Genomic DNA, 19,844 nt, shown 5'->3' on the forward strand with positions numbered 1-19,844 from the left:
AACTCAAATTACGCCGAGAGCGGAGTAAACCTCATTGGACAACGCGACGGTCCGCGGGTCGGCGTTGCACTTGGTGGCGTCGAAATAGTTCATCACGTACGCGTAGCCGATCCGGTGCTCCAGGTCGACGAACGCGAACGAACCACCCGAACCGCCGTGCCCGAACGTGCCGGTGTTGGGTCCGGCCACGCCTCGCTGATTGAGCATGTAGCCCAGGCCCCAACCGTGATCGGCCACTCGTGGGCCGAGGACCACGTCGGCGTCGTAGCCGCCCTGAGAGACCCGGCACCGTTCCATGTGCTCGCGGCTGAGCAGTTTCTCTTGAGCCAGAGCGTTGTAGAACGTCGCCATGCCGAGCGCGGACACATGTGCGTTGGTGCTCGGGAACTCCGCTGCGCGCCAGGCATCAATGGCGTGCACACCCAACTCATCGTCGGGCACGAAGTCCATCGACACCGCCCAGCCGGCCATCGGATGGTCACCGAGCGAGCCCGGCGGTTCGTTGACCCCGTTGTCGGCCAGCAGGCTGCGCACCGACGGTTTGTTCACCATCTCCGCGCACCGATGATGTTCGGCCGCCGGTAGCCCGATGTGGATGTCGGCGCCCAGCGGCTCGGCGATCTCGGTGCGTAGGTACTGGCCCATCGTGCGGCCGGTGACGCGACGCACCACCTCGCCGAGGATGAACCCGAACGTCACCACCTGGTAGCCCTGTGCGCTGCCCGGTGGCCACCAGGGCGTCGCGGCCGCGATCCGCGTGCAGACCGCGTCCCAGTCGGTCACCTGCTGCCAGTCCATCGGTTCGCGCGGGCCGATCACACCCGAACGGTGGCCCAGCACCATCGCAATCGTGATGGTCTGCTTTCCGGCTTGGCCGAACTCGGGCCAGTACCGGGCCACCGGGGCGTTCAGGTCGATCTCACCGCGGTCGGCCAGCAGGTGGATGCAGGTGCTCGCCAGGCCCTTCGATCCGGAATACACGCTGGCCAAGGTGTCGTGCTGCCAGGGCCGGGTGCCGGCGGCGTCGGCCGATCCGCCCCACAGGTTGACCACCAGATCGCCCTCGACGAAGACCGCGACCGCGGCACCGACCTCACTGCGCTCGACGAAGTTCGATTCGAAGGCCTGCCGGACGCCGTCGAACTCCGGTGCGCACGTGCCGGCGATGCGGCTCATTACGGGCATACGGCTCCTGCACAGGTGCGGCATTACGGCGGCGATGCGCGAAACTCGACGCGCCTCATGTTCAAGATCGGCTGGTGGACCCCACCCGTTACTCACGGTAGGCCGACCGCAACCAATGAGCATCCCCCACGGCATGGATCGCAAGCCATTCGAGATGGGGCCGTGATGGTTGCCGTTTGTGTTTGCCGTTATCGGCGCCGTTTGCCGCGCCGACTTCTACGCCAGGGTCGTCGATCTCGTCGGACCACGGCCCTCAGGTAGAAATCGGCGTGGCGATGTGCGGTGGTTGCGTACCTTTACGCCGATTTCGACGCCAGGGTTGTTGATCTTGTCGAACCACGACCCTGAGGTGGAAATCGGCGCGGCGACGTGCAGCGGTTGCGTACCTTTACGCCGACTTCTACGCCAGGGTCGTCGATCTCGTCGGACCACGACCCTCAGGTGGAAATCGGCGTGGTCATCGCCGACAGAGGTCGGCCAGACCCGGCCCGGACAGCTCGGCGGCAACAGCCTGGGCGCGGCCGGTCATCGCCAGGAGCAACGCCTCTCCCGGACCGTGGACCTCAGGCCCGCGGCCGGCTGACCAGTCGAGGTCGGTCGCGATCAGCCGCACACCTCTGGTGCGCCAGGCACCGCCGATCACCGGGCTGACCCGCGCGTAGGTCAGTGATGCGAACAGCGCTTCTGTGGAAAGCACGCGAGGCAACCCAAGCGGATGCCGGATGTCCTGTTGATGAATCAGGCATTCGATGAGCGCGACCCGGCAGCCGTATAGCGCGCCCGCGCCCGACGGCTCGGCACCCGATCTCATGCGCGCGCGCAGTTCGTCGGGCCCGGATGCGGCGGCCAGCAGCGCACGGTCGTTGAGTCGGTCGACCCGCCCGCGAGCGGCCAGCATCGCGGCAGTCAGGCTCAGCCGGCTCTGCCCGAGGTAGGCGACGGTGTGGGCGACGACGTCGCGGACGGTCCAGCCCGCGCACAATGTCGGTGCCTGCCATTGTTGGGGAGTCAGGCCGTCGAGCAGGTCGGCGAACTGCAGGCGTTCTCGGAGGGCGAGTGCGCGGACGTTGAGCCTCATCCCCAGCCCTGACCGCCCTGCGGATAGTTCATGCGCGCCCCCCGTCGCTGAAAACCTGACCCGATCACACGATCTAAGCAGGCAAGGAGAGCACGCCCGGCAGTCGCCGCGGGGAAAAGGCAGAAGACAGCTCCGCCGATCGAGGGGTGGATCGGCGGAGCCTGTATCTCCTACTCAGTGACCGACGGGAGTGCCGCGTCGCCCCGTGAGGCCGGTGTAGACCGCGATCAACACGATCGCCACCACAACGCCGACCACGAACGGGATGATCTGGAACCCGCCGTTGGAGTTGCTGTACCCGAAGGCAGAAGTGAGCCAGGAACCGAGCAACGCTCCGGCGATGCCGAGCAGCACCGTCATGATTGCGCTCACGTTCTGTCTACCGGGCATGATGAGCCGCGCAACGATGCCGATAATCGCTCCGACGACGATTGCGCTGATAATTGCACCGATCATCTCGTTGCCTTTCCTTCAGACCGATTTGCTTGTCATCGGTGTGATGTACCCCACTTTCCTCCAAATCTGCACTTTCGCCCAGTGGCGAGATGTAGGCGATGCACAGCAGTGGCCTACTCGTGAGCCGGCTCGAAACGGATGTGGAAAGCGGCGACCGCGGGATAATCGGCATCATGTCCGCCGTCCTCTGGGTGCTTGTCGGCGTGTTCGCCGTCGGGGTCATCGCCGGCGGGTTGTTACGGATTCGTGCCTGGCTGGCCAAGCCGGTGCCGCCCGAAGTGATCGAGGCGGCACATCGCGATGACGACAAAGACGGCTGACGCCATGAAATCCATGCTCGTCGGGATTCTGGCGGCAGGCGCTCTGTGGGGCGCGGCGCCGGCCGCTCATGCCGATCGAGTGCTGGCGCCCGTCGAGCCGCCACCAGGCGGCTCTCCATAGCCGCTGGGAAAACAAAAGAACCGCCCATCAGGGCGGTTCTCGTGGAGCGGGCGACGGGAATCGAACCCGCGTAGCTAGTTTGGCCACTCTGGGGTTATGGACGTTCAAAGTCGTTCATAAAAGTGTTGTGCAGCAACAGGTCTCGCGGTTACCCGATACGGGTTGATACAGATAAGTTCACAACGATTTGGAGAGGTTTTTGCGGGGAAAATACGGAGTAGCCGCAACCGCTTCGGCATGCCAAAGTGAGCACGTGAGCGATAGCCGTTTCTGGGGTGACCTTCATCTGGTGCCGGTCGACCAGTACGTCCCGGCGACGGTGCAGGCCCTGCTACGGCACCTGCACCTCGACACGGCCGCCGCTGCCGACCAGGAGGCCGGGATCCGCGACTGGCTGGCCACGCACCCACCCGGGCCGATGATGACCTACTCGCTCCGTGACTCCGGGTTGGGGCATCTACTCAGCTGAGACAGGCTCGCACGGGTCCCAGTTGCCGCTGAATCGCAGCTCGGTGGTCAGCCCGGGGGCGTCGACCCAGCGGTCACGCTTGGCGTTGTACGTCTGGACCTGGGCGCTCGAGAATGCCGGTCCGAACGGGGCGTCGGTGTGCACCCGGGCATAGTGGCCGGCGCCATCGGTGAAGTACCGCATCACATCCCCAATCAGTCGGGGGTTCCCCCTCTGGAAGACGACGTGTCAAGGTCTCTTCCAGTGTCGCACCACGCAGACGAGCAGGGCGTTGACCCCGCCCGTTCAGACGTCCTGTTATTTCAAGGATGAGGCGGGAGCGCCCTGCTCCACTCGAAGACTACTCTCGGGCGGGCAATTACCCGCCCGACCTTGACCAGCCACGTTGTCGGCGCCGACAAGCTGGCTGACCTGACTTTTTGACTGTTGACCCTGAAAACTCAGTCGGGTGGTTCGCACGGCCGCACGGTGTCATCCGGTCGGATCTCGAACCACTCGAACGCCTGGTCTCGGCGCAACTCCAACCACGGCCGCAACCGCCGGCCCTCCAGCCGCACCGGCTCGCCAGCCTCCAACGCTTCGAGCAGCTTCCCGGACCGAGCCCCGGTCTGCACCACGGTCAGCTCACCGGTGGTGGCCTTGTTGAACCGCTCCATCGTCCGCGGATCAATCCTTGAGCAGTAGGCCCGCTCACGCTCAAATATGGCCGCGTACAGGCCCGCCGTGCTGCTGACAGGGTCGCGTTCGTCGTCACTGAACCACGGCATCTACGAACTCATCCCCCAACGAGTGTTGGCGGCCTTCGCAGCTTTCTTGCTCCGGGTGCTCGGCTCCACAGGCATGTCCACCTTGATGTGTCGCAGCATCCGATCGATGGACGCGGCCAGGAGCCGGATCTCAGCCGACAGGCTCAACTGCTCACGCAACGTCAGCTCATCGGGCTTGGCGAGGATGCGTTTTAGGCGTGCTTTCTCGTCGATTTGATCCAGAATTTGCCCCAAAAGCTGCGCTTCTGCAGGGGTGAAATCGACCTTCCGGCCATGACGGCGAGACGCCGCCGCGAGGTATTCGTCATAGCGGGCCAACAACTTTCGCGCTTCAGCCGAACGCGCCACGTCTGGGCCTCCTATCAGATCGGGTCGAAACTGTGCGTTTATGCGTGCACAGATGGGAATTTGCAGTGCGTTGCGTGTGTTGGCTGAGGGCCCGGGGGGAGGGTGGACGGCCTGGGGTCATCGACGTCGTGCTGGTTGTCGGTCTTCGGTGCGGCCTTTGTGTTCGTTGCAGGGGCGGCAGGCTGCGCGGAGGTTGTCGGGGTCGAGTGCGAGGTCTGGTCGTCGGGCTGCGGGTTGGATCTTGTCGACTGTGGTGGCGCGGCCGGTGCAGCGGCCTGGGTATTGGATCTGGCATTGGTGGCCGTCGCGGTCGAGCACCTCGAGTCGCAGCTTCCGCCACTGTGAGGTGTTGACCACACCTGAGCTGGCTGTGCGGGGTCCGGACCAGCTCGGTGTGTGGTCTTCGCAGTAGCGTTGGGCGCCGCGGATGAGGTTGTCGCAGTCGGCTGCTGGGCATTGGCGTGGCGCTCTGGGCATGGATCAGGGGGTTTCGAGTGCGATGACTCTGGTTTCGAGTGCGTGGATGGCGTCGAGCAGCGCGGCTTCTCGGGGGCTGATGGATGGCTGGTGGCCGTACCGGCTGGCGGATGGGCCGTAGGTTTCCACGATGGCCCTGGTGAGTGGTGGCAGTGTTGCGGGGTCCTGCTGGTAGGTGTTGGCCATGTTCAGTTCCTTTCTGGCGGTGATGGTTTAGACGTAGTCCACCATCGTTTGGGAGCGTTGCTGCTCGTAGAGGCGTTGCTTTTCGACGAAGTCGCGCGGGTCGTTGGCTGACACGTCACCGAACATGGTGCGGGCGTCGATCGAGCGGGCGGGCTGCGGCGGTGCGGATAGCAGCGGGGCGCCGTATGCGCCGGATGTGGTGTTGTCGCCGAGGTTGCCGACTAGCGCCGAGGAGAAGACGTTGACGACGTTCTTGCCGATCTTCCCGACTTGCTGGAACAGGCCAGCCACCATCGACGAGGCGAGCGCACCGCCAGCGCCGCCACCCATCCCGGCAGTTCCCCCGGCCGCGCCCATCGACATCGCGGTGGCCGCGATGTTGCCGAGAGTGGATGCAGTGGAGTCGATCGCGGTGTCAATCCAGGGCAGGTTGTGGTTGAGCTGTGACGGCGCCGAACCGGGTCCAGGTCCGCCGATCCGCGACTGGAGCGGCGCGCCTTGCTGCTGTGCCGGTTCGCCGGGTTGCGGTGCGGGGGGTGCGGCTGGCGCAGGCCCTTGCGCCACGGGTGCCGGCCGGGGTGCAAGCTGTGCTGGTGCGGCGCCCGCGGCAGGGCGGGGGGTCATCGGCTTGATGTCGGGGATCTGCGGCCGCGGCGGTGTGGGGTTGCGCAGCAGCGCCATGGCCGGGTCGCCGCCGTTGAGGAACTGCGGCAACGAGCCCGGGTCGACCGCCCCCTGATTCAGGGCGTGCAGGAACGAATCTGGCACGGTGGCGCGGCCGCGCGCGGAGATGACGAACTCATCGCCGTGCAGGATGGCCGGGTAGGCGGTCGAGCGGCCGGGTGGGGTGGGCCCACCGGCGTAGTAGCCCACACCGCGGCCGATCTGCAGCGGTGCCCCAGAGGAGTCGGTGCCGTATTTCTTTGCGACGTAGGGGATCATCGCGGCGATCTGCGCGTAGGGGTCGAGGTAGTCGCCGCCGGTGATGTTGTTGGCGTCGAACGTCGAGCGCAGGAATTGCCCGATGCCTTGCACGACCTGGCGGCCGCCGCGGCCGTTGCTGTCGTTGCCGTTGTAGGCGCCCGGGTCGCCGCCGCTCTCGGTGGCCAGTTGGCGGACCATGGCGTCTTCCCACGCGGAGACGTTGGTGATGCCGAACTGTGGCCCGTAGGTGGCCAGGGCCTGCCGCACGGCCGGCCGCCACCGCTCCACACCGGTGCCCGCGGGGGCGGACATCCCGGTCTGATAGGCGCCCGCGGATTGGGTGGCGCCACTGAACAGGGTGGTGAGGTCGGAACGGGCCTGTGCGGCTTCGCGTTCGGCCTTGGCCAGTGCGTTCTGTCGGGTGGTGCGGGTGGATTCGCTGGCGTTGGCGGGCAGTTCGGCCAGGCGTTGCTTCTGCTCGGCGACCGCCGCGTCCTTGTCGCTGACCTTGTCCTGCGCCTCCCGAATCTTCTTCGGGTCCATGGTCTTCCGGCTGTCTGAATCTGCCGCGCCAGCACCTGGGTTGGCGCCGAGCAGCTTGCCGAGCGGGCCATCGCTTCCGAACGCGAACTGACCGACGGACTGGCCAGCCAGGTTCCACGGGTTGTCCGGCGACAGAATCGAGTTCTCCAGACCGAAGATCCCCAGAGCGCCCTTCCACAGCGACGTCGCGAAGCTGCCGACGGTGCGGGCGGTGAAGTTGCCCAGCCACTGCCCGGTCTGCTCACCCCACGCCATCAGGTTCTTGCCGGGATCGGAACTGGCCATCGAGCCGACCAGACCCCACAGGCCGGGGATCCCCGCGGCACGGTCCGCCAGCGACAGCGGCGCGGCGCCGCCGGGCAGGATCGTGCCAGCACCGTGCTGCGTCTGCAGACCGGGAATCGCGCCTTCCGCGCCGGCCTGGCTACCCAGGTTCGCCAGACTGGCGCCCAGTGCGATCGGACCCTGCAGGCCAGACACCAGTGGACCGAAGATCCCCGCTATGCCGCCGCCTTGGTACGGGTTGGGTGCGATCGATGGCGCCGCGGCGCCCGGGCCGGGCGCGGCGCCGGGGGTCACCGGGTTGCCGTACGGGTCGATGTAGCCGCCCTGATCGAACTTGCGGCCCTTGGTGAGTGCCCACAGTGCCTGGTCGCCGACGGCGGCGCGCGCGTGCGCGGGTAGAACCCATTCGTCGCCGTGGACCTCGGCCAGCCAGCCGCCCGTGGGGCCGGGGCCGCGGCCGGCCGGTGTCGGACCTCCGGCACGCTTGGGGCCTTGGTATCCGGGGATCAGCGTGTACGGGTCCTGGGGTGGCGCGGCCGGCTGCTGTGGGCCAGCGTCGGTGGGCAGCGCGCCGCCGGTGGGATCCTTGACCGGCCCGCGACCATGCGGCCCGTTGCCGGTGCCGAACGGTCCGCCCTTGGGAATGGCCGGCGGTTTCTCGTTGATGCCCAGCGGGTCGCCCGGGAGGACGGGGAGAGCGGCGTTGCCCGAACGACTCCGGTCGGTGGGAGCTACTGGCAGGCCCCGTTTCTCCAGCTCCTGGTTGATGGAATCGTCGGTCTTGTACATCAACCAGGTCAGCCATGCCGGGACAGCGACGCGGGCCAGCGCGGCGCTAATACCGGACGCACCGGTATTGGCGGCGCCCGGCAGATCGACGCCGAGCATGGTCTTCACAGTGCCCAGCGACCCCAGCAGGCTCGTGATGCCGTCGATCGTCTTCCACGCGAGGAACATCTCAGCGACGGCCTGGATCAGGTGTGGGTGATCAGCGAGCACACCAGTGATGGCCTGCAGTGGGGGTAGCAGGGCGTCGGTCCACTGTTTGGATGCTTCGTAGATGCTGCCGAAGATCGGCACGAGGTTCTGCAGGATCGGCAGCCACTGGCTGAGCTGTTGCTTGCCCTCGTTGAAGAACCGGGTCAGTTTCTCCTGTCCCCCAGCGGAATTCACGAATGCCGACAGCTTCGCGGCGCCCTGATCGAGCATCGCCAGCAAGCCTTCGCCGCCGCCGGCTGCCTTCGTGATGCCGGCGAATGTCTTGCCGAGGTCGAGCACGATCGAGCCGAGGTGTTCGACACCCTTGATGCCGTCGTCGATCCACTTATCGAGTCGACCGTCAGCGTCGGCGGTGGTGATGAACTGGTTGAACCGGTCGGCCAGGGCGCCGACGCCATCGGCCATCGTGGGCAGGGTGTCGGAGCCGGCCGCGGTGAGCGTACCCAGCGCGTGCACCAGCGGGTCGATGGCCTTGGTCAACCGGGATTGTGCGTCACCGGTGTTGCCCAAGATCCGGCCGAGCAAGCCTTGCGACGACTCCGACCCGGCCGACGCCGCCAGTTGCCGCAGGTTCTGATTCAGCGCCGTGGAGATGCCACCGAGCCCGGCCTTCAGCGTGGGGAGTTGCTTGCCGGTCAGATCCTTGATGCTGTCGTCAAGGCCGGCGAAGAAGTTGTTCTGCACCGTGCCCTGGAGATCGTCGAACTCGGGCTTGAGCCCGGCCAGGGCGGTGACGAACGCGCGGGCATTGGGCGCCAACTGCGCCATGGCGGCGTTGGCCTTCTCGATGCTGGCCGCCGAACCGTCCGACGACTCCACGACGGCCTTGAACGCATCCGACACCCCGGACACTGCGAGCTTGGCGGTACCCGCTGACGAGAGGACCCCGGCGAACACCCCGGGCATCACCAGCCCGGCCTGACTGACCTGCTGCAGCGATCCCGCGACAGCGGCCAGCGCCGTGCCCATCGCCGGGAGGCTGCCGATACCGAGTGCCCCGGCGTTCCACTTCAGCGCAGAGAGTGCCTTGCCACCGGCGCCGGCCAACGAGTTGAGTTCGCGCGTGGCCCGGGAGACAGAGTTGGTGTCGACGTTGACCGGGATGTCGATCGAATTGCGCTCTTCCTGCGCCCGCCATCGGGCCAGATCGGCTTGCGCCTGAGCGAGATTCGGATGGACCGCGACACCGAGCTGGGCATCGATCTTCTTCAGATCAGCTTCCAGCTCGGCGACGAACCCCTTCAGGCTCGGCCGAATGTTGATCGAGGCATCACCAGCGTCGTACGTCGCCATGACAGTCCCTTCCTGCTACCACCCCGCCTGGGCCGGGTTAGCTCACTCGGTTGCCGCGCACGCTGGCCTGCTTGCGCCGCTCCTCGATGCGCGCCTGCGTCAGTGTGTTCAGTTGGTCCGGAGTGGGAATCCACGGCCGGGCGCCGCTCGTTGCCGCCCAGATCAGTTGCTCCACCTCGTCGGCCGGCCATGGCTCGGCGCGGCCCGCACCGGGATCCGGCCGAGCTGCGTTCCTGTTCGTGCAGCCGGGCCACACCTGATCCAGGTTGGACAGGTAGCAGTCGCTGGCCGGGGCCTCGATCGACCACGCCGAACTGTGTGCGGCCAGAAGATCCTGATACGAGTTGGCCATGACTTTTTTCTGAGCTGACCTGATCACTTTGTGGCGCTCGTTGAGGCTCTGAAGGTCCGCCCACGCGGCTGTGGTGCCGTTGGCGATCGCCTCCCCCGCACTGCGAGCCCCCTTCAGATCGGCAGCCGTGGCACGAACCTCCTCGAGCAATCCGGCAAGGTCTACCGCGAACGTGCGGAGAAGCACATCGCCGTTGAGCTCGACAACATCGACGGCTTCCGATTGCGCCTGTTCGATCAGGGTTTCCAGGATCCGTTGGCGCCGTCGCAGCTCACCAACGGCCAGCTCTTGTTCGACCGCAGCGTCGAGCCATTCCATCGTCACCCGGCCGGTAGCCAGCGGTGAATCAACGGGTTTCGTTGAGGCGGTCAGATCCTTGAGCAGTGCCTTGGCCTGGGCAGCGACGTCGATGCACCGGGTCAGACCATCGAGGCCACGCAGCGCGTCAGCGAGGTATCCACCGGCGTCCATGACGTCGGTGAGTGCGCGGGGGTTCATCATCGGTTGTTGCCTCCATGCGTCGGTCGGCCGTCCTGGTCGATGAAGCCACGGCGGTATGCCTCTTCCTGGCCGGCGTTCTTGAACCGGCGCTTGCCGGTTTCGATCTCGTCTGCGCGCTTCTGCTGCTGGGCGTAGGTGTCAGGCGGAGGTGCTTTGGTGCGCACCCGCGACGAGAGTGCTTCCCATTCGGAATCGCTCAGACTCCGCAGATGCTGCTCGAATGCTTCGGATAGTTCACCGGCCATGTCGTCGCTCCTGTGCGTATTCGGTAACGGTGGACCGTTTGAAAACGATTCGGCCACTGATGTTTTCGCCGTCCAGGTCGGCGGTGAGGCGGCGAACTTGTCTGGTCGACAGGCCCAGCAGGTCCGCCGCCTCGTTGGTGCCAATCAAGGACGACTCCAATGCTGAACTACCACTGTCAGATTCATGTCCCGTAGGGGACATTCCGCTGGTCAGAGACGTGAGGTTGAATCTGTTGGCGAGTGGAATCATCCACGGCAGTATCGGCATGTGGTGGCGTTGTCGGAATGAAAGGGCCTCGTTCACTGCGAACAGCAGGTGCTCGATATCGTCGTCGGACAAGCGCACTGATCAACCGCCATCCGGATTCTCCGCAGCGGCGCGTGCGGCAGCGAGCTCCAGTTCCAGCGCCATCACCGCGTCCGGCACATGGGTTTTGAAGAGGTCCGCAGCCCCGCCGGCCACCGCGCACAGCGTCGTCGCAAGGCACTGCTGGCAGCCCGCCATCTCAGCGATTACCGCGGCGCCGGCCGCGCCGTCGCCTTTCAGGCCCGCCAACACCAGTGCCAGCACGCGGGACTCGGTCACCGGGCCGATACCGCCTGTGTCCGACAGATCCGGATCGCACCGATGCGCGCTCACCATGGTTCATCTTCCGTGTGGCGGCGGGGCTCGGCGAAGTCCACCGGATCTGGGCAGTCGGTGCGCAGTGGGATCACTGGGGCGACTGCTGCTGTCGGCCGGTGGACACATGGCACTCGGCGGACCCGGCCAGTGATCGGATTGGTGCACCACGTGTTCGGCGCAGCCTTGCATTCTGGGCATGGCTTGGACATGTCGCAGTCGGCGTAGGCGTCCCAGATCGCGCGGCCTTTCACGACGCCTCCGGCAGCGGTCTCAAGGTCCAGACGACGTCACGTAGTGATCCGGTCGCACCCTGTTGGACACCGACGCGGGGATGAGCTCGGATCGCTTTCCGGAGGTTGTCCCAGGAGTAGCCAGCGGCTTCACCCCTGGCCCGGAAGTCGGCCTTGTCAACGTCGGCGCGGTCGCCTGACAGGCTGTCGATGTAGTTCGCTACCCAGGCGCTGGCAGGTTGGTACTCGACCTGCTGGTTGGGGTCGATGGACCAGGTGACTCCGGTCGGGCCGCGGCTGACGATCCGTAGGTCTGGGTGTCGTGACGCGGCAGCGACGATCGCGGTTCTGGTGTAGCACGCGGCTTCGGCGGCGGTGTACACAGCAAACGAGTCAGCGGTGAGTTTCCCGGCCTGGCGTAGCTCATTGATGTGCCGATCGAGCCATTCCGGACATGACTGCCTCGGTTCGGTCGAACTGGGAGTATCTGAGTCTGTGACGATATGAACGCGGTCAGGGTGACCTACCGGGTCGGGGTCTTTGACCTGCGAATATATACCCTGACCATCGTGGTCACCCTGACCACTCAGCCGATACCGGACACCCCGCTGCGAACCGGGCGCCGACGACACCAAACCTTCGTCCTCCAGCAAACCAATTGCTTGCTCGAAGAGCTCCCGCTTCTCCTTGCGTCCAAGTCGGGACCGGAGCACATTGCCCTGCTGCTCGCCATCGCGGTCAAGCATCCTGATGATGCTGCGCTTCACCGTTTCAAGTCGGCTGGAGTCGTAGAACTCCTCGCCAGCGGCGCGGGCTGCAGCCCGTTCCTTGATCTTCGCTCGAGCGGCTTGCTGGGCTTGCTGCACCAGCCAGTTCCGGGTGCGATCGGACACTGCCATGACGGTCTCGGATAGTTGCCAGTCCAGGTCGGAGACGACCGTGCGGTGATGCATGATCGCGATGGCCGCGGCAGTCTTGAGCCGGGTCAACATCCAGTGGCCGTCGAGGGCCTTGCCTTCGCCGCGTTGGCGGGCCAGGTGCGCGGCAATGATTTCCTTCCGGATTTCGTCGGGTCCGTAGACGATCTCGGTGATGATGTCGGGGTCGTCGTGGCGGCGGGTCAGCAGACCGGGCAGTGCGTGGTTGAGCGGTTCGGGGTCAGCGACGGGGTTGTCGGGCATGTCTGGGTCGATGGTCAGCGCCCACAGGAACCGTTGGGGCGTGCCGCCGGTCGCATCGTTGAAGATGACTCCGGTGTGGCCCGGTTGGGCGCTCACCGATAGGCAGCCGCGGTAGGAGTGGGCGGGCACGTTGCGGGAGTTGGCCTTGGACGCGTTGGTGGAGCCGAGTTGTTCGCCCATTGCGAAGGCCTTCAATGTGCCCAGGATCGTTGATCCTTGGCGTGATTCGAGGCCGGTCAGAATGTCGATCTCGGGGCAGTTGAAGATGGCGTTGGTGATCCGCTCGTTGTCTTCGGATTCCTTGCCGCGCATGGTGAATGTTTCGGCGATGCCCTCACCGGATCCGATCGGTAGTTCCTTGATGCTGGCCGGCCAGGCCAGGCGGGCTACCTTCTCGCTGATCCCTTTGCCGCCACCGGATGGGGCGACGAACGCGCACAGCAGGTTCAGTGATGCGCGGCCGCCGATCACACCAGGCAGTTGCACGTGCGGGCCGGTGCTGGCCGCCACGCGGAGCAGGACGGCGAAGAACACGGCCCAGGGTGCGGCGTAGCGGGCGCGGGCCCACTGGTGGATCTGGGCGAGTTCGTCGGTGGTTGACCAGAAATCGGATTCGTCGATCAAGATGCTCTCCGGGGGATGTAGGCGCGGCCGCGGCCCTGGGCGATGCGGCGAGCGAGGGCGGACCAGTCGGCGCTGGTAGCGATCTTCTTGCTGGCGTCGGCAAGATGTTCTTGCGCGGCATCGTGATTGAGTGCTTCGCGGACTCCGCCGAGGACCAGGGCGAGGAGCTTGCGGGCGTCGTCGTCGTCCATGCCGCACCATGCCGGGGTGCCGGGCAGGGGCAGATGGTCGAGGCCGACATCGTGGCTGGTGGCCAGTCGTTCAGCGAAGCGGTACACCTCGAACCACGAAACTTGGCGAGACTGCGGAGAACCCGCCCCGATGGTGTCGGGGCGGGCCTCCACGTTCCGATCACCGGTCATATGCCGGATTTCGGTCGACCGATGATGCGACCGCCACGCACGCCGTAGTCGAGCGTGGCCTCGTTGACGGCCGCTTCGGCGTTCTCCTCGGCGGTCTGGCAATCCGGGCAGATCAATCCGATGATGCGCCCGGACTCGAGGATTACGTTCCAGTCGTGTGCAGATGAGACGCTGCGCAGCCGACTCCCACACCGGGAGCAGGGCTTGAATCGCCGCTTGGCCACTACGCACCGCCGATCAGGTCGACCGCGGCACGTAGGGCGTTGATCAAATCGGCAGCCTCGCTGGGGTATAGCGAGATTTCCGCGATGTCGGGCAGCGGGTCGTTGTCCGCGTATTTGCGGGTAGCAACACCGATCGTCGGTATGCCGTCGCCGTCGATTTTCGTGCGGACACAGACACTGGCAGGGACCAGAGTCTCCCCGTCGAGATCGCGGCCGCGCGAGCGTCGCGATGCCACGTGCACCCAGTTGGATCTGTAGTACGAATTCGCCGGGCTGGTGCCGATGAAGTCGTTGTTCGGGGGAGCCCACGGCGGTCGCGGAAGCTTGATCACCTTCTCGACGTCGCCGAAGTGATCGATCCCGTGGTACCGATGGGTGAGTTCTCTCCACCGGACCAGGGCAGGGTCGGGTGGATCCAGTTCGACCGGTGTCGAGTCGACTACCGCGTACTCGACGCCGTCGATCGTCTTGTTCTCGCTCACTTGGTCACCGCCTGGGTGTCGTCAGTCAGGCGGCAGTGCGGTGCGTGGCTACCGATCGACATGCAGCACGGGTAGACGGTGGAATCGACTTTCTGGGCCCAGGCGGGTAGCTCGATGGACAGTGACAGCTGATTGAGATCCGCAACCGCAAGCTGGTCGGTGACCTTGTCGACCAGGGCCACGGCCTTGCGTAGGTGGCCGATTGCACGCACCAGGTCAACGTGCACCCACAGTGAAGTCGCATCGGGCAGTTGAGGCATGAGCTGGGAGAGATCACCGCGGGCCAGGCTGGCCATGTTGACGCACGTGTCGAGCATCAAGGCGATGTCCGAGAGCTGGGGTACCCCTGAGGGGGTGTTGATGGGTACAGTCACGTTCTAGAACTCCTGTCTTGTGATGAGTGGGTTGTTCGGATCGGTCCCCGCCAGGTGTTGGCGCACCTGGGGTTCGGGGGCCGATTTGCGTAAGTCCTCGGTGCGGTCCTGGTCGGGCACGATGCCCAGATCCGCGTGCTGTTCCTGCGGCAGAGACCGCATTAGGCGGCACTTTCTTCTTCAAGCCGCTTGATGTAGTCCTCGATCTGCCTATCGGTGCTGAACCGGCGACCGCCGATCTTCACCGAACCCAGCTCACCGGTCTTCCAGAGCCGGAACACCACCGTCCGGCCGACACCACCGAGCTTCCCGCCCGTGGCCTTGTAATCGTTCACGTTCATAACCCTCCTGTTGTGTCTCGGACGCGACATTTTTGGTGTACGTCCTGTCGCGTCTGAGACATTAACACGTACTGATGCGCACGCAACAGGACGACATGCGAAAATGTCGCTATGTCGACAGCATGGAGCCGCCAAATAGGCGTGGCGATCAAGGCAGCGAGAGAGAGCGCCGGCCTCAAGTGGGTTGGGCTCGACACGAAAACCAGGGACCTGGGTGTACCCGTTCACCGGGTTGCGTTGCGCAACATCGAGGACGGGCAGCGGGACATAACTGTCAGTGAATTGGTTGCTGTCGCTGCGGCGTTGAACGTTCCACCGATGCGGCTACTGTTCCCGAATATCCTTGAGCTGGTGGAGGTTTTGCCTGATGTCGAGCTGACAGGCGTGGACGCATTGGCGGCGTTCATCGGGATTTCGGCTAGCCCGGATTCTCGGGCATTGTTCGGAGAGGGTGACGACGCGATGGTGATCGCGATCGAAATCGTCGAGATTCTGAAATCGGTACGGACACAACTCGATAACCGTGCACGCAACCAAAGGGCGCTGGAGCTCGAAGAAGCATCTGGATCCTTGTCCGCTGCAAAGCGCAAGCATCGAACCGACACGATCGATCATTACCGGAGGCAGATCGACCTGCTGATAGAGGAACTCAACCGCCTGGCAGCCGTCTATCAGGAGCAGGTCAGGACCCAGTCGTACACGGGCGAGCCGGACCTTTACGAGCTGGTGGACGGGCAACTCAGGCGGCTGGACGACGACGATCCGCGGCGTCAACAGATTGAGAAGGACGACGATGCCTAGGCAGCGGTTGGCGCCCGGTGAGCACGGGAAGATCACGGATGCCCGACGCGGTGAACTCTTCTACGCCACAACGTATGTGCGCTTGCACAGCGGCAAGCTGCGCGAGCGTGAAGCGTCGTCGCGGAAGTCGGCCGAGGATGCCCGGCGCGAGTTGAAACGGCGGATCACGGCTGAGTTGGATGCAGGGGAACCGACCGGCGTGATCACATCCAAGACGACGCTGGCGGAGCTTTTCGGGGTGTGGCTGCCGGCCAAAGTCGCCGAGGATCGGATAGGGGACCGGACCGCGACCCTGTACCGCGACACTTGGCGACTGCACGGAGAGCAACAGTTGGGCGCGCTGCGCATTACAGAGCTTGTGACTAGCAGGGCAGACGGCCATCTGAAGGCGCTGCCGCCGTCGGCCGCCGTCTACATGCGCATCATCCTGACAGGCATGTACAGCCTCGCGGCCCGGTTCGACGTCGTGAAGCACAACCCGATGCGGGAGACCAAGACAGCCAAGGTCGAACGCAAGGCTGCGCGTGCACTCACCTCCATGGAGTTCGAGCGGGTACGGCGGGCCGTCGAGACGTTCTGTAGCCGCAAGGGACCGGGACCGCGGCGGGGCCTGATGCTGCCCGCGTTTGTCGAACTCTTGGCGGCTACCGGCGTGCGGCCGGGTGAGGTGCTCGCGATCCAATGGCCGGACGTCGACCTGCTCGGCAAGCCGCCGACCGTGACCGTCACCGGCACCGTTGTGGACTCCGGTCGGATTACCGGCAAGCCTCTGCATCGGCAGGATGAGCGCAAGGGGCGCGCGCCCGCGCACACGGTCACGCTGCCTCGGTTCGGAGTCCAGGTGCTCACAGAGCTCTACGGAATGACGGGTCCTGACGGCACGGTGCTGAAGAACCGGGACGGCGGTCTGGTGAGCCTGTCGAATATCCGGTCATCGCTGCGGGAGGCGCTTGCGCCGCACGAGGATCTCCGATGGATCACACCGCACAGCTTCCGGCGCACCACAGGAACGGTTGTCAGGGACGGGCTCGGCGTCGAGGCGGCGCAGCAGCAGCTCGGACACGCGCAGCTCGCGACGACAGAGGGGCACTACGTGCAGCGAGTGACTGCAGGTCCGGATACCCGCGCTGTGCTGGACAAATGGGCCAGCAATGAGGCTGGCTGAACCAATTTACGGGGAAAGTACGGAAAAGAGCCGCATCGAGTTTGCTCGCAAACGTCGATACGGCCCTGACCTGCTTGTTTGGAGCGGGCGACGGGAATCGAACCCGCGTAGCTAGTTTGGAAGACTAGGGCTCTACCATTGAGCTACGCCCGCAAGTGCAGCACCAGCACTGTACCGGTGAGTCCCCGGTCAAATCCAATTGGAGCCTTCAGGCGGTCAGGCCGTAGTATCTCGCGTGGTCCTTTCGCACATCGCCGTCTGCGGATCGATCAGCACACGGGGTGTAGCGCAGCTTGGTAGCGCATCCGCTTTGGGAGCGGAAGGCCGCAGGTTCAAATCCTGTCACCCCGACCACCTCGACGAAGGCCGCCATGACCCATCACGCCCGCGGCGTCGGCCTGTCGGTACTGGCCAGCGGTCTGTTCGGATTGATCTTCTACCTCTCGGGTGTTGTCGACGCCTCGCCCGAGGCGGTGTTCGGCTGGCGCATGCTCATCATGACGGCGTGCTATTGCCTGACGCTGGCCAGCCGGGCCGGACGTCGTTTACTCGCCGAACTGTGGCGCACGCTGACCCGGGCGTGGTGGTTGCCGCTCGTGTTCGTCGCGACGAGTTTCCTTGTCGCAGCCCAGATGTGGTTGTTCAGCTGGGCTCCGGTTCACGGGCGCGCGCTCGACGCGTCGCTGGGTTATCTACTGCTCCCGATCGTGCTGGTGCTGGTCGGTCGCATCATCTTCAAGGAGTCGGTGACGGGTTTGCAGTGGGCGGCAGCGGCACTGGCAGTGGCCGCGGTGGCCCTGAAAATCGTTGCCACCGCAGCGATTTCGTGGGTCACGTTCACCATCTGCCTCGGCTACGCGCTGTATTTCGCCCTCCGTCGACGCTACGGTTTGGACAACCCCGCCGCCTTCCCGGTCGAGGTGACGCTCACGGTTCCGGTGTCGGTGTGGTTCGTCATCGTGTGCCAGGGCCCGTCGTCGTTCAGCGGCTACACGGCCGTGCTGGTCGTGGGCCTGGCCGGCGCGGTGGCGATGGCCGCCTACGTCGCGGCCTCCAGCTTGCTGAGCATGCCGGTCTTCGGACTGCTGACCTACGTCGAACCGGTGCTGTTGTTCGGCGTGGCACTGCTGCTCGGCGAGCGGTTGACGGGGCTCGACGTGGTGGTCTACGCACTGCTGGCGGTTTCGCTGGTGGTCCTGGCCGTCGGCGGCTTCCGGCGCGGAGGCGAAAACCCGTCCCACCGGTGGACGGCGACGACGGTAACGAGGAAGGATGCCGATTACGGGGGGTCGCGCCGAGTCAACTACCCTGGTCGCGAACTACGGGCGTCGTTAGAGAGAACCAATCGTGTCTCTCCGACTCGACCGCCGGTACGACAAAGACATCCAGAGAAAGATATCTAGGAGCACAAGAGTGAAGAGCACGGTCGAGCAGTTGAGCCCCACCCGGGTGCGCATCAATGTGGAGGTGCCCTTCACCGAGCTTGAGCCCGATTTCGATCGCGCCTTCAAGGCGCTGGCCCAGCAGGTCCGTCTGCCCGGCTTCCGTCCCGGCAAGGCCCCGCGCAAGCTGCTGGAGGCCCGCATCGGCCGCGGCGCGGTCCTGGAGCAGGTCGTCAACGACGCGCTTCCGAGCCGCTACAGCGAGGCCGTCACCGCCTCGGACGTCAAGCCGTTGGGTCAGCCCGAGATCGAGGTGACCAAGCTGGAGGACGGTCAGGAGCTGGCCTTCACCGCTGAAGTGGACGTGCGCCCGGAGATCACCCTGCCCGACTTCGAAGCACTGAAGATCACGGTCGACCCGATCGAGGTCAAGGACGAGGAGGTCGACGCCGAGCTGCAGTCGCTGCGGGCCCGCTTCGGCACCCTGACCGGGGTCGAGCGCGGTGCCCAGGAGGGTGACTTCGTCTCGATCGACCTGTCGGCCACCGTCGACGGCACCGAGGTGCCCGAGGCTGCCACCGAGGGTCTGTCGCACGAGGTCGGTTCCGGTCAGCTGATCGAAGGCCTCGACGAGGCCATCACCGGTCTGAAGGCCGGCGAGTCCAAGGTCTTCACCACCAAGCTGGCGGCCGGCGAGCATGCCGGCAAGGACGCCGAGGTGACGGTGACCGTGAAGTCCGTCAAGGAGCGCGAACTTCCCGAGGCTGATGACGACTTCGCCCAGCTGGCAAGCGAATTCGACACCATCGACGAGCTCAAGGAGAGCCTCGTCGAGCAGGTGAAGCGGGTCAAGAGCGTGCAGCAGGCCGAGCAGATCCGCGACAAGGCGATCGAGGCACTGCTGGAGCAGACCGAGGTTCCGTTGCCGGAGAACATCGTTCAGGCTCAGGTCGACGATGTGCTGCACAACGCGATCCACGGTCTCGATCACGACGAGGACAAGTTCGCCGAGCAGCTGGCCGAACAGGGCAGCAGCCGTGAGGAATTCGACGCCGACACCCGCAGCAATGCCGAGAAGGCCGTCAAGACCCAGCTGCTGATGGATGCCGTCGCCGACAAGCTCGACATCCAGGTCGGTCAGAACGACCTCACCGAGCGCCTGGTGCTGATGTCGCGTCAGTACGGCATCGAGCCGCAGCAGCTGATCCAGATCCTGCAGCAGAACAACCAGCTGCCGGCCATATTCGCCGACGTGCGTCGCGGGCTGACCATCGCCGCCGTGGTGCACGCCGCCACCGTCACCGACACCGACGGCACCGTGGTCGACACCACGGAGTTCTTCGGTCCGGCCGAGACACAGCAGGCCGAGGGCGACGACGCGGCTGCTGACGAGTCCGCCGACGCCGACGCCGAGAAGGGCGCTGACACCGCCGAGTGACGCTGTGAGCGAACGCGCCCCCGTACGGGAGTGCGTGACGCCCCAGTTTCGTTAGTGTCGTCAGTG

Annotated in this window: 26 protein-coding genes and 2 tRNA genes; 7 read left to right on the forward strand and 21 right to left on the reverse strand. The window is 65.3% G+C overall.

The features are described 5' to 3' along the window. Positions 1 to 3 precede the first annotated feature (3 nt). The 3 genes from A5699_RS06925 to A5699_RS06935 all read right to left on the reverse strand — a co-directional run bounded on the left by A5699_RS06925 (position 4) and on the right by A5699_RS06935 (position 2,719). Complete coding sequence (locus tag A5699_RS06925) at positions 4 to 1,185, reverse strand: serine hydrolase domain-containing protein (protein WP_369806667.1); 1,182 nt, start codon at positions 1,183 to 1,185, stop codon at positions 4 to 6. Between the two features lie 457 nt (positions 1,186 to 1,642). Then, entirely contained in the window at positions 1,643 to 2,263 is a 621-nt protein-coding gene (locus tag A5699_RS06930; protein WP_067767335.1) for a maleylpyruvate isomerase family mycothiol-dependent enzyme, read from the reverse strand. Positions 2,264 to 2,437: 174 nt separating this feature from the next. Beyond that, positions 2,438 to 2,719 carry a GlsB/YeaQ/YmgE family stress response membrane protein gene (locus A5699_RS06935; protein ID WP_067767337.1) on the reverse strand — a complete coding sequence of 94 codons (282 nt, stop codon included), beginning with the start codon at positions 2,717 to 2,719 and terminating at the stop codon, positions 2,438 to 2,440. 173 nt (positions 2,720 to 2,892) lie between these two features. Between A5699_RS06935 and A5699_RS29495 the strand changes: the two genes are divergently transcribed. Further along, the gene (locus A5699_RS29495; protein ID WP_175616374.1) at positions 2,893 to 3,039 is read left to right on the forward strand and encodes a hypothetical protein; all 147 of its coding nucleotides are present in this window, start codon (positions 2,893 to 2,895) and stop codon (positions 3,037 to 3,039) included. Positions 3,040 to 3,413: 374 nt separating this feature from the next. Then, entirely contained in the window at positions 3,414 to 3,629 is a 216-nt protein-coding gene (locus tag A5699_RS06945) for a hypothetical protein (protein ID WP_067767343.1), read from the forward strand. Here A5699_RS06945 and A5699_RS06950 read toward each other — a convergent pair. From A5699_RS06950 to A5699_RS07025, 17 genes are all read right to left on the reverse strand, one after another. Continuing rightward, positions 3,618 to 3,812 (reverse strand): hypothetical protein, encoded by a 195-nt coding sequence (locus A5699_RS06950; RefSeq protein WP_067767349.1) that lies wholly within the window; start codon positions 3,810 to 3,812, stop codon positions 3,618 to 3,620. The genes A5699_RS06945 and A5699_RS06950 overlap by 12 nt on opposite strands. A gap of 257 nt (positions 3,813 to 4,069) precedes the next feature. Beyond that, positions 4,070 to 4,396: a hypothetical protein gene (locus A5699_RS06955; RefSeq protein WP_067767352.1), complete on the reverse strand. Its 327-nt coding sequence runs from the start codon at positions 4,394 to 4,396 to the stop codon at positions 4,070 to 4,072. After that, complete coding sequence (locus A5699_RS06960) at positions 4,397 to 4,744, reverse strand: hypothetical protein (RefSeq protein ID WP_067767355.1); 348 nt, start codon at positions 4,742 to 4,744, stop codon at positions 4,397 to 4,399. Between the two features lie 117 nt (positions 4,745 to 4,861). Next, positions 4,862 to 5,221 carry an HNH endonuclease gene (locus A5699_RS28400; protein ID WP_082957606.1) on the reverse strand — a complete coding sequence of 120 codons (360 nt, stop codon included), beginning with the start codon at positions 5,219 to 5,221 and terminating at the stop codon, positions 4,862 to 4,864. A gap of 3 nt (positions 5,222 to 5,224) precedes the next feature. Further along, entirely contained in the window at positions 5,225 to 5,407 is a 183-nt protein-coding gene (locus tag A5699_RS06970; protein ID WP_067767361.1) for a hypothetical protein, read from the reverse strand. Positions 5,408 to 5,434: 27 nt separating this feature from the next. Beyond that, on the reverse strand, positions 5,435 to 9,451 hold the full coding sequence (locus tag A5699_RS06975) for a hypothetical protein (RefSeq protein ID WP_067767363.1): 4,017 nt from the start codon (positions 9,449 to 9,451) through the stop codon (positions 5,435 to 5,437). A gap of 37 nt (positions 9,452 to 9,488) precedes the next feature. Next, positions 9,489 to 10,301 carry a hypothetical protein gene (locus A5699_RS06980; protein WP_067767366.1) on the reverse strand — a complete coding sequence of 271 codons (813 nt, stop codon included), beginning with the start codon at positions 10,299 to 10,301 and terminating at the stop codon, positions 9,489 to 9,491. Next, positions 10,301 to 10,549, reverse strand: a complete 249-nt coding sequence (locus A5699_RS06985; RefSeq protein ID WP_067767369.1) for a hypothetical protein — start codon at positions 10,547 to 10,549, stop codon at positions 10,301 to 10,303. Before A5699_RS06985 ends, A5699_RS06980 begins: the two co-directional genes overlap by 1 nt. Further along, entirely contained in the window at positions 10,539 to 10,889 is a 351-nt protein-coding gene (locus tag A5699_RS06990; RefSeq protein ID WP_157561127.1) for a helix-turn-helix domain-containing protein, read from the reverse strand. The genes A5699_RS06985 and A5699_RS06990 overlap by 11 nt, the downstream gene beginning before the upstream one ends. A 9-nt stretch (positions 10,890 to 10,898) precedes the next feature. Beyond that, a complete protein-coding gene (locus A5699_RS06995) occupies positions 10,899 to 11,189 on the reverse strand; it encodes a hypothetical protein (RefSeq protein ID WP_197508213.1) in 291 nt (96 codons plus the stop codon). Positions 11,190 to 11,421: 232 nt separating this feature from the next. Continuing rightward, a complete protein-coding gene (locus A5699_RS07000; RefSeq protein WP_231965631.1) occupies positions 11,422 to 13,209 on the reverse strand; it encodes a hypothetical protein in 1,788 nt (595 codons plus the stop codon). Beyond that, positions 13,206 to 13,571 carry a DUF2742 domain-containing protein gene (locus A5699_RS07005; RefSeq protein WP_082957607.1) on the reverse strand — a complete coding sequence of 122 codons (366 nt, stop codon included), beginning with the start codon at positions 13,569 to 13,571 and terminating at the stop codon, positions 13,206 to 13,208. The genes A5699_RS07000 and A5699_RS07005 overlap by 4 nt, the downstream gene beginning before the upstream one ends. Beyond that, positions 13,568 to 13,795 (reverse strand): hypothetical protein, encoded by a 228-nt coding sequence (locus A5699_RS07010; protein ID WP_231965632.1) that lies wholly within the window; start codon positions 13,793 to 13,795, stop codon positions 13,568 to 13,570. Before A5699_RS07010 ends, A5699_RS07005 begins: the two co-directional genes overlap by 4 nt. Beyond that, positions 13,795 to 14,277 (reverse strand): hypothetical protein, encoded by a 483-nt coding sequence (locus tag A5699_RS07015; protein WP_067767378.1) that lies wholly within the window; start codon positions 14,275 to 14,277, stop codon positions 13,795 to 13,797. The genes A5699_RS07010 and A5699_RS07015 overlap by 1 nt, the downstream gene beginning before the upstream one ends. Next, positions 14,274 to 14,651 carry a hypothetical protein gene (locus A5699_RS07020; RefSeq protein WP_157561128.1) on the reverse strand — a complete coding sequence of 126 codons (378 nt, stop codon included), beginning with the start codon at positions 14,649 to 14,651 and terminating at the stop codon, positions 14,274 to 14,276. The genes A5699_RS07015 and A5699_RS07020 overlap by 4 nt, the downstream gene beginning before the upstream one ends. A gap of 3 nt (positions 14,652 to 14,654) precedes the next feature. After that, positions 14,655 to 14,813: a hypothetical protein gene (locus A5699_RS29000; RefSeq protein WP_157561129.1), complete on the reverse strand. Its 159-nt coding sequence runs from the start codon at positions 14,811 to 14,813 to the stop codon at positions 14,655 to 14,657. Continuing rightward, the gene (locus tag A5699_RS07025; protein ID WP_067767384.1) at positions 14,813 to 14,992 is read right to left on the reverse strand and encodes a hypothetical protein; all 180 of its coding nucleotides are present in this window, start codon (positions 14,990 to 14,992) and stop codon (positions 14,813 to 14,815) included. Before A5699_RS07025 ends, A5699_RS29000 begins: the two co-directional genes overlap by 1 nt. Positions 14,993 to 15,133: 141 nt before the next feature. Here A5699_RS07025 and A5699_RS07030 point away from each other — a divergent pair, with 141 nt between their 5' ends. Both A5699_RS07030 and A5699_RS07035 read left to right on the forward strand, forming a co-directional pair. After that, the gene (locus A5699_RS07030) at positions 15,134 to 15,793 is read left to right on the forward strand and encodes a helix-turn-helix transcriptional regulator (RefSeq protein WP_067767386.1); all 660 of its coding nucleotides are present in this window, start codon (positions 15,134 to 15,136) and stop codon (positions 15,791 to 15,793) included. Continuing rightward, positions 15,786 to 16,958, forward strand: a complete 1,173-nt coding sequence (locus A5699_RS07035) for a site-specific integrase (RefSeq protein WP_067767388.1) — start codon at positions 15,786 to 15,788, stop codon at positions 16,956 to 16,958. The genes A5699_RS07030 and A5699_RS07035 overlap by 8 nt, the downstream gene beginning before the upstream one ends. A gap of 79 nt (positions 16,959 to 17,037) precedes the next feature. On the opposite strand, the gene A5699_RS07040 is transcribed toward A5699_RS07035, so the two are convergent. Then, a tRNA-Gly gene (locus A5699_RS07040) sits at positions 17,038 to 17,111 on the reverse strand. A 124-nt stretch (positions 17,112 to 17,235) separates the two neighbouring features. On the opposite strand from A5699_RS07040, the gene A5699_RS07045 reads away from it, so the two are divergent. The 3 genes from A5699_RS07045 to tig all read left to right on the forward strand — a co-directional run bounded on the left by A5699_RS07045 (position 17,236) and on the right by tig (position 19,778). Further along, a tRNA-Pro gene (locus A5699_RS07045) sits at positions 17,236 to 17,312 on the forward strand. A 17-nt stretch (positions 17,313 to 17,329) separates the two neighbouring features. Further along, a complete protein-coding gene (rarD, locus tag A5699_RS07050) occupies positions 17,330 to 18,361 on the forward strand; it encodes an EamA family transporter RarD (protein ID WP_067767390.1) in 1,032 nt (343 codons plus the stop codon). A 10-nt stretch (positions 18,362 to 18,371) separates the two neighbouring features. After that, positions 18,372 to 19,778 carry a trigger factor gene (tig, locus tag A5699_RS07055; protein WP_067767397.1) on the forward strand — a complete coding sequence of 469 codons (1,407 nt, stop codon included), beginning with the start codon at positions 18,372 to 18,374 and terminating at the stop codon, positions 19,776 to 19,778. The last annotated feature ends 66 nt before the right edge of the window (positions 19,779 to 19,844 follow it).

The organism is Mycobacterium sp. E802, from assembly GCF_001666875.1.
Classification (GTDB): Bacteria; Actinomycetota; Actinomycetes; order Mycobacteriales; family Mycobacteriaceae; genus Mycobacterium.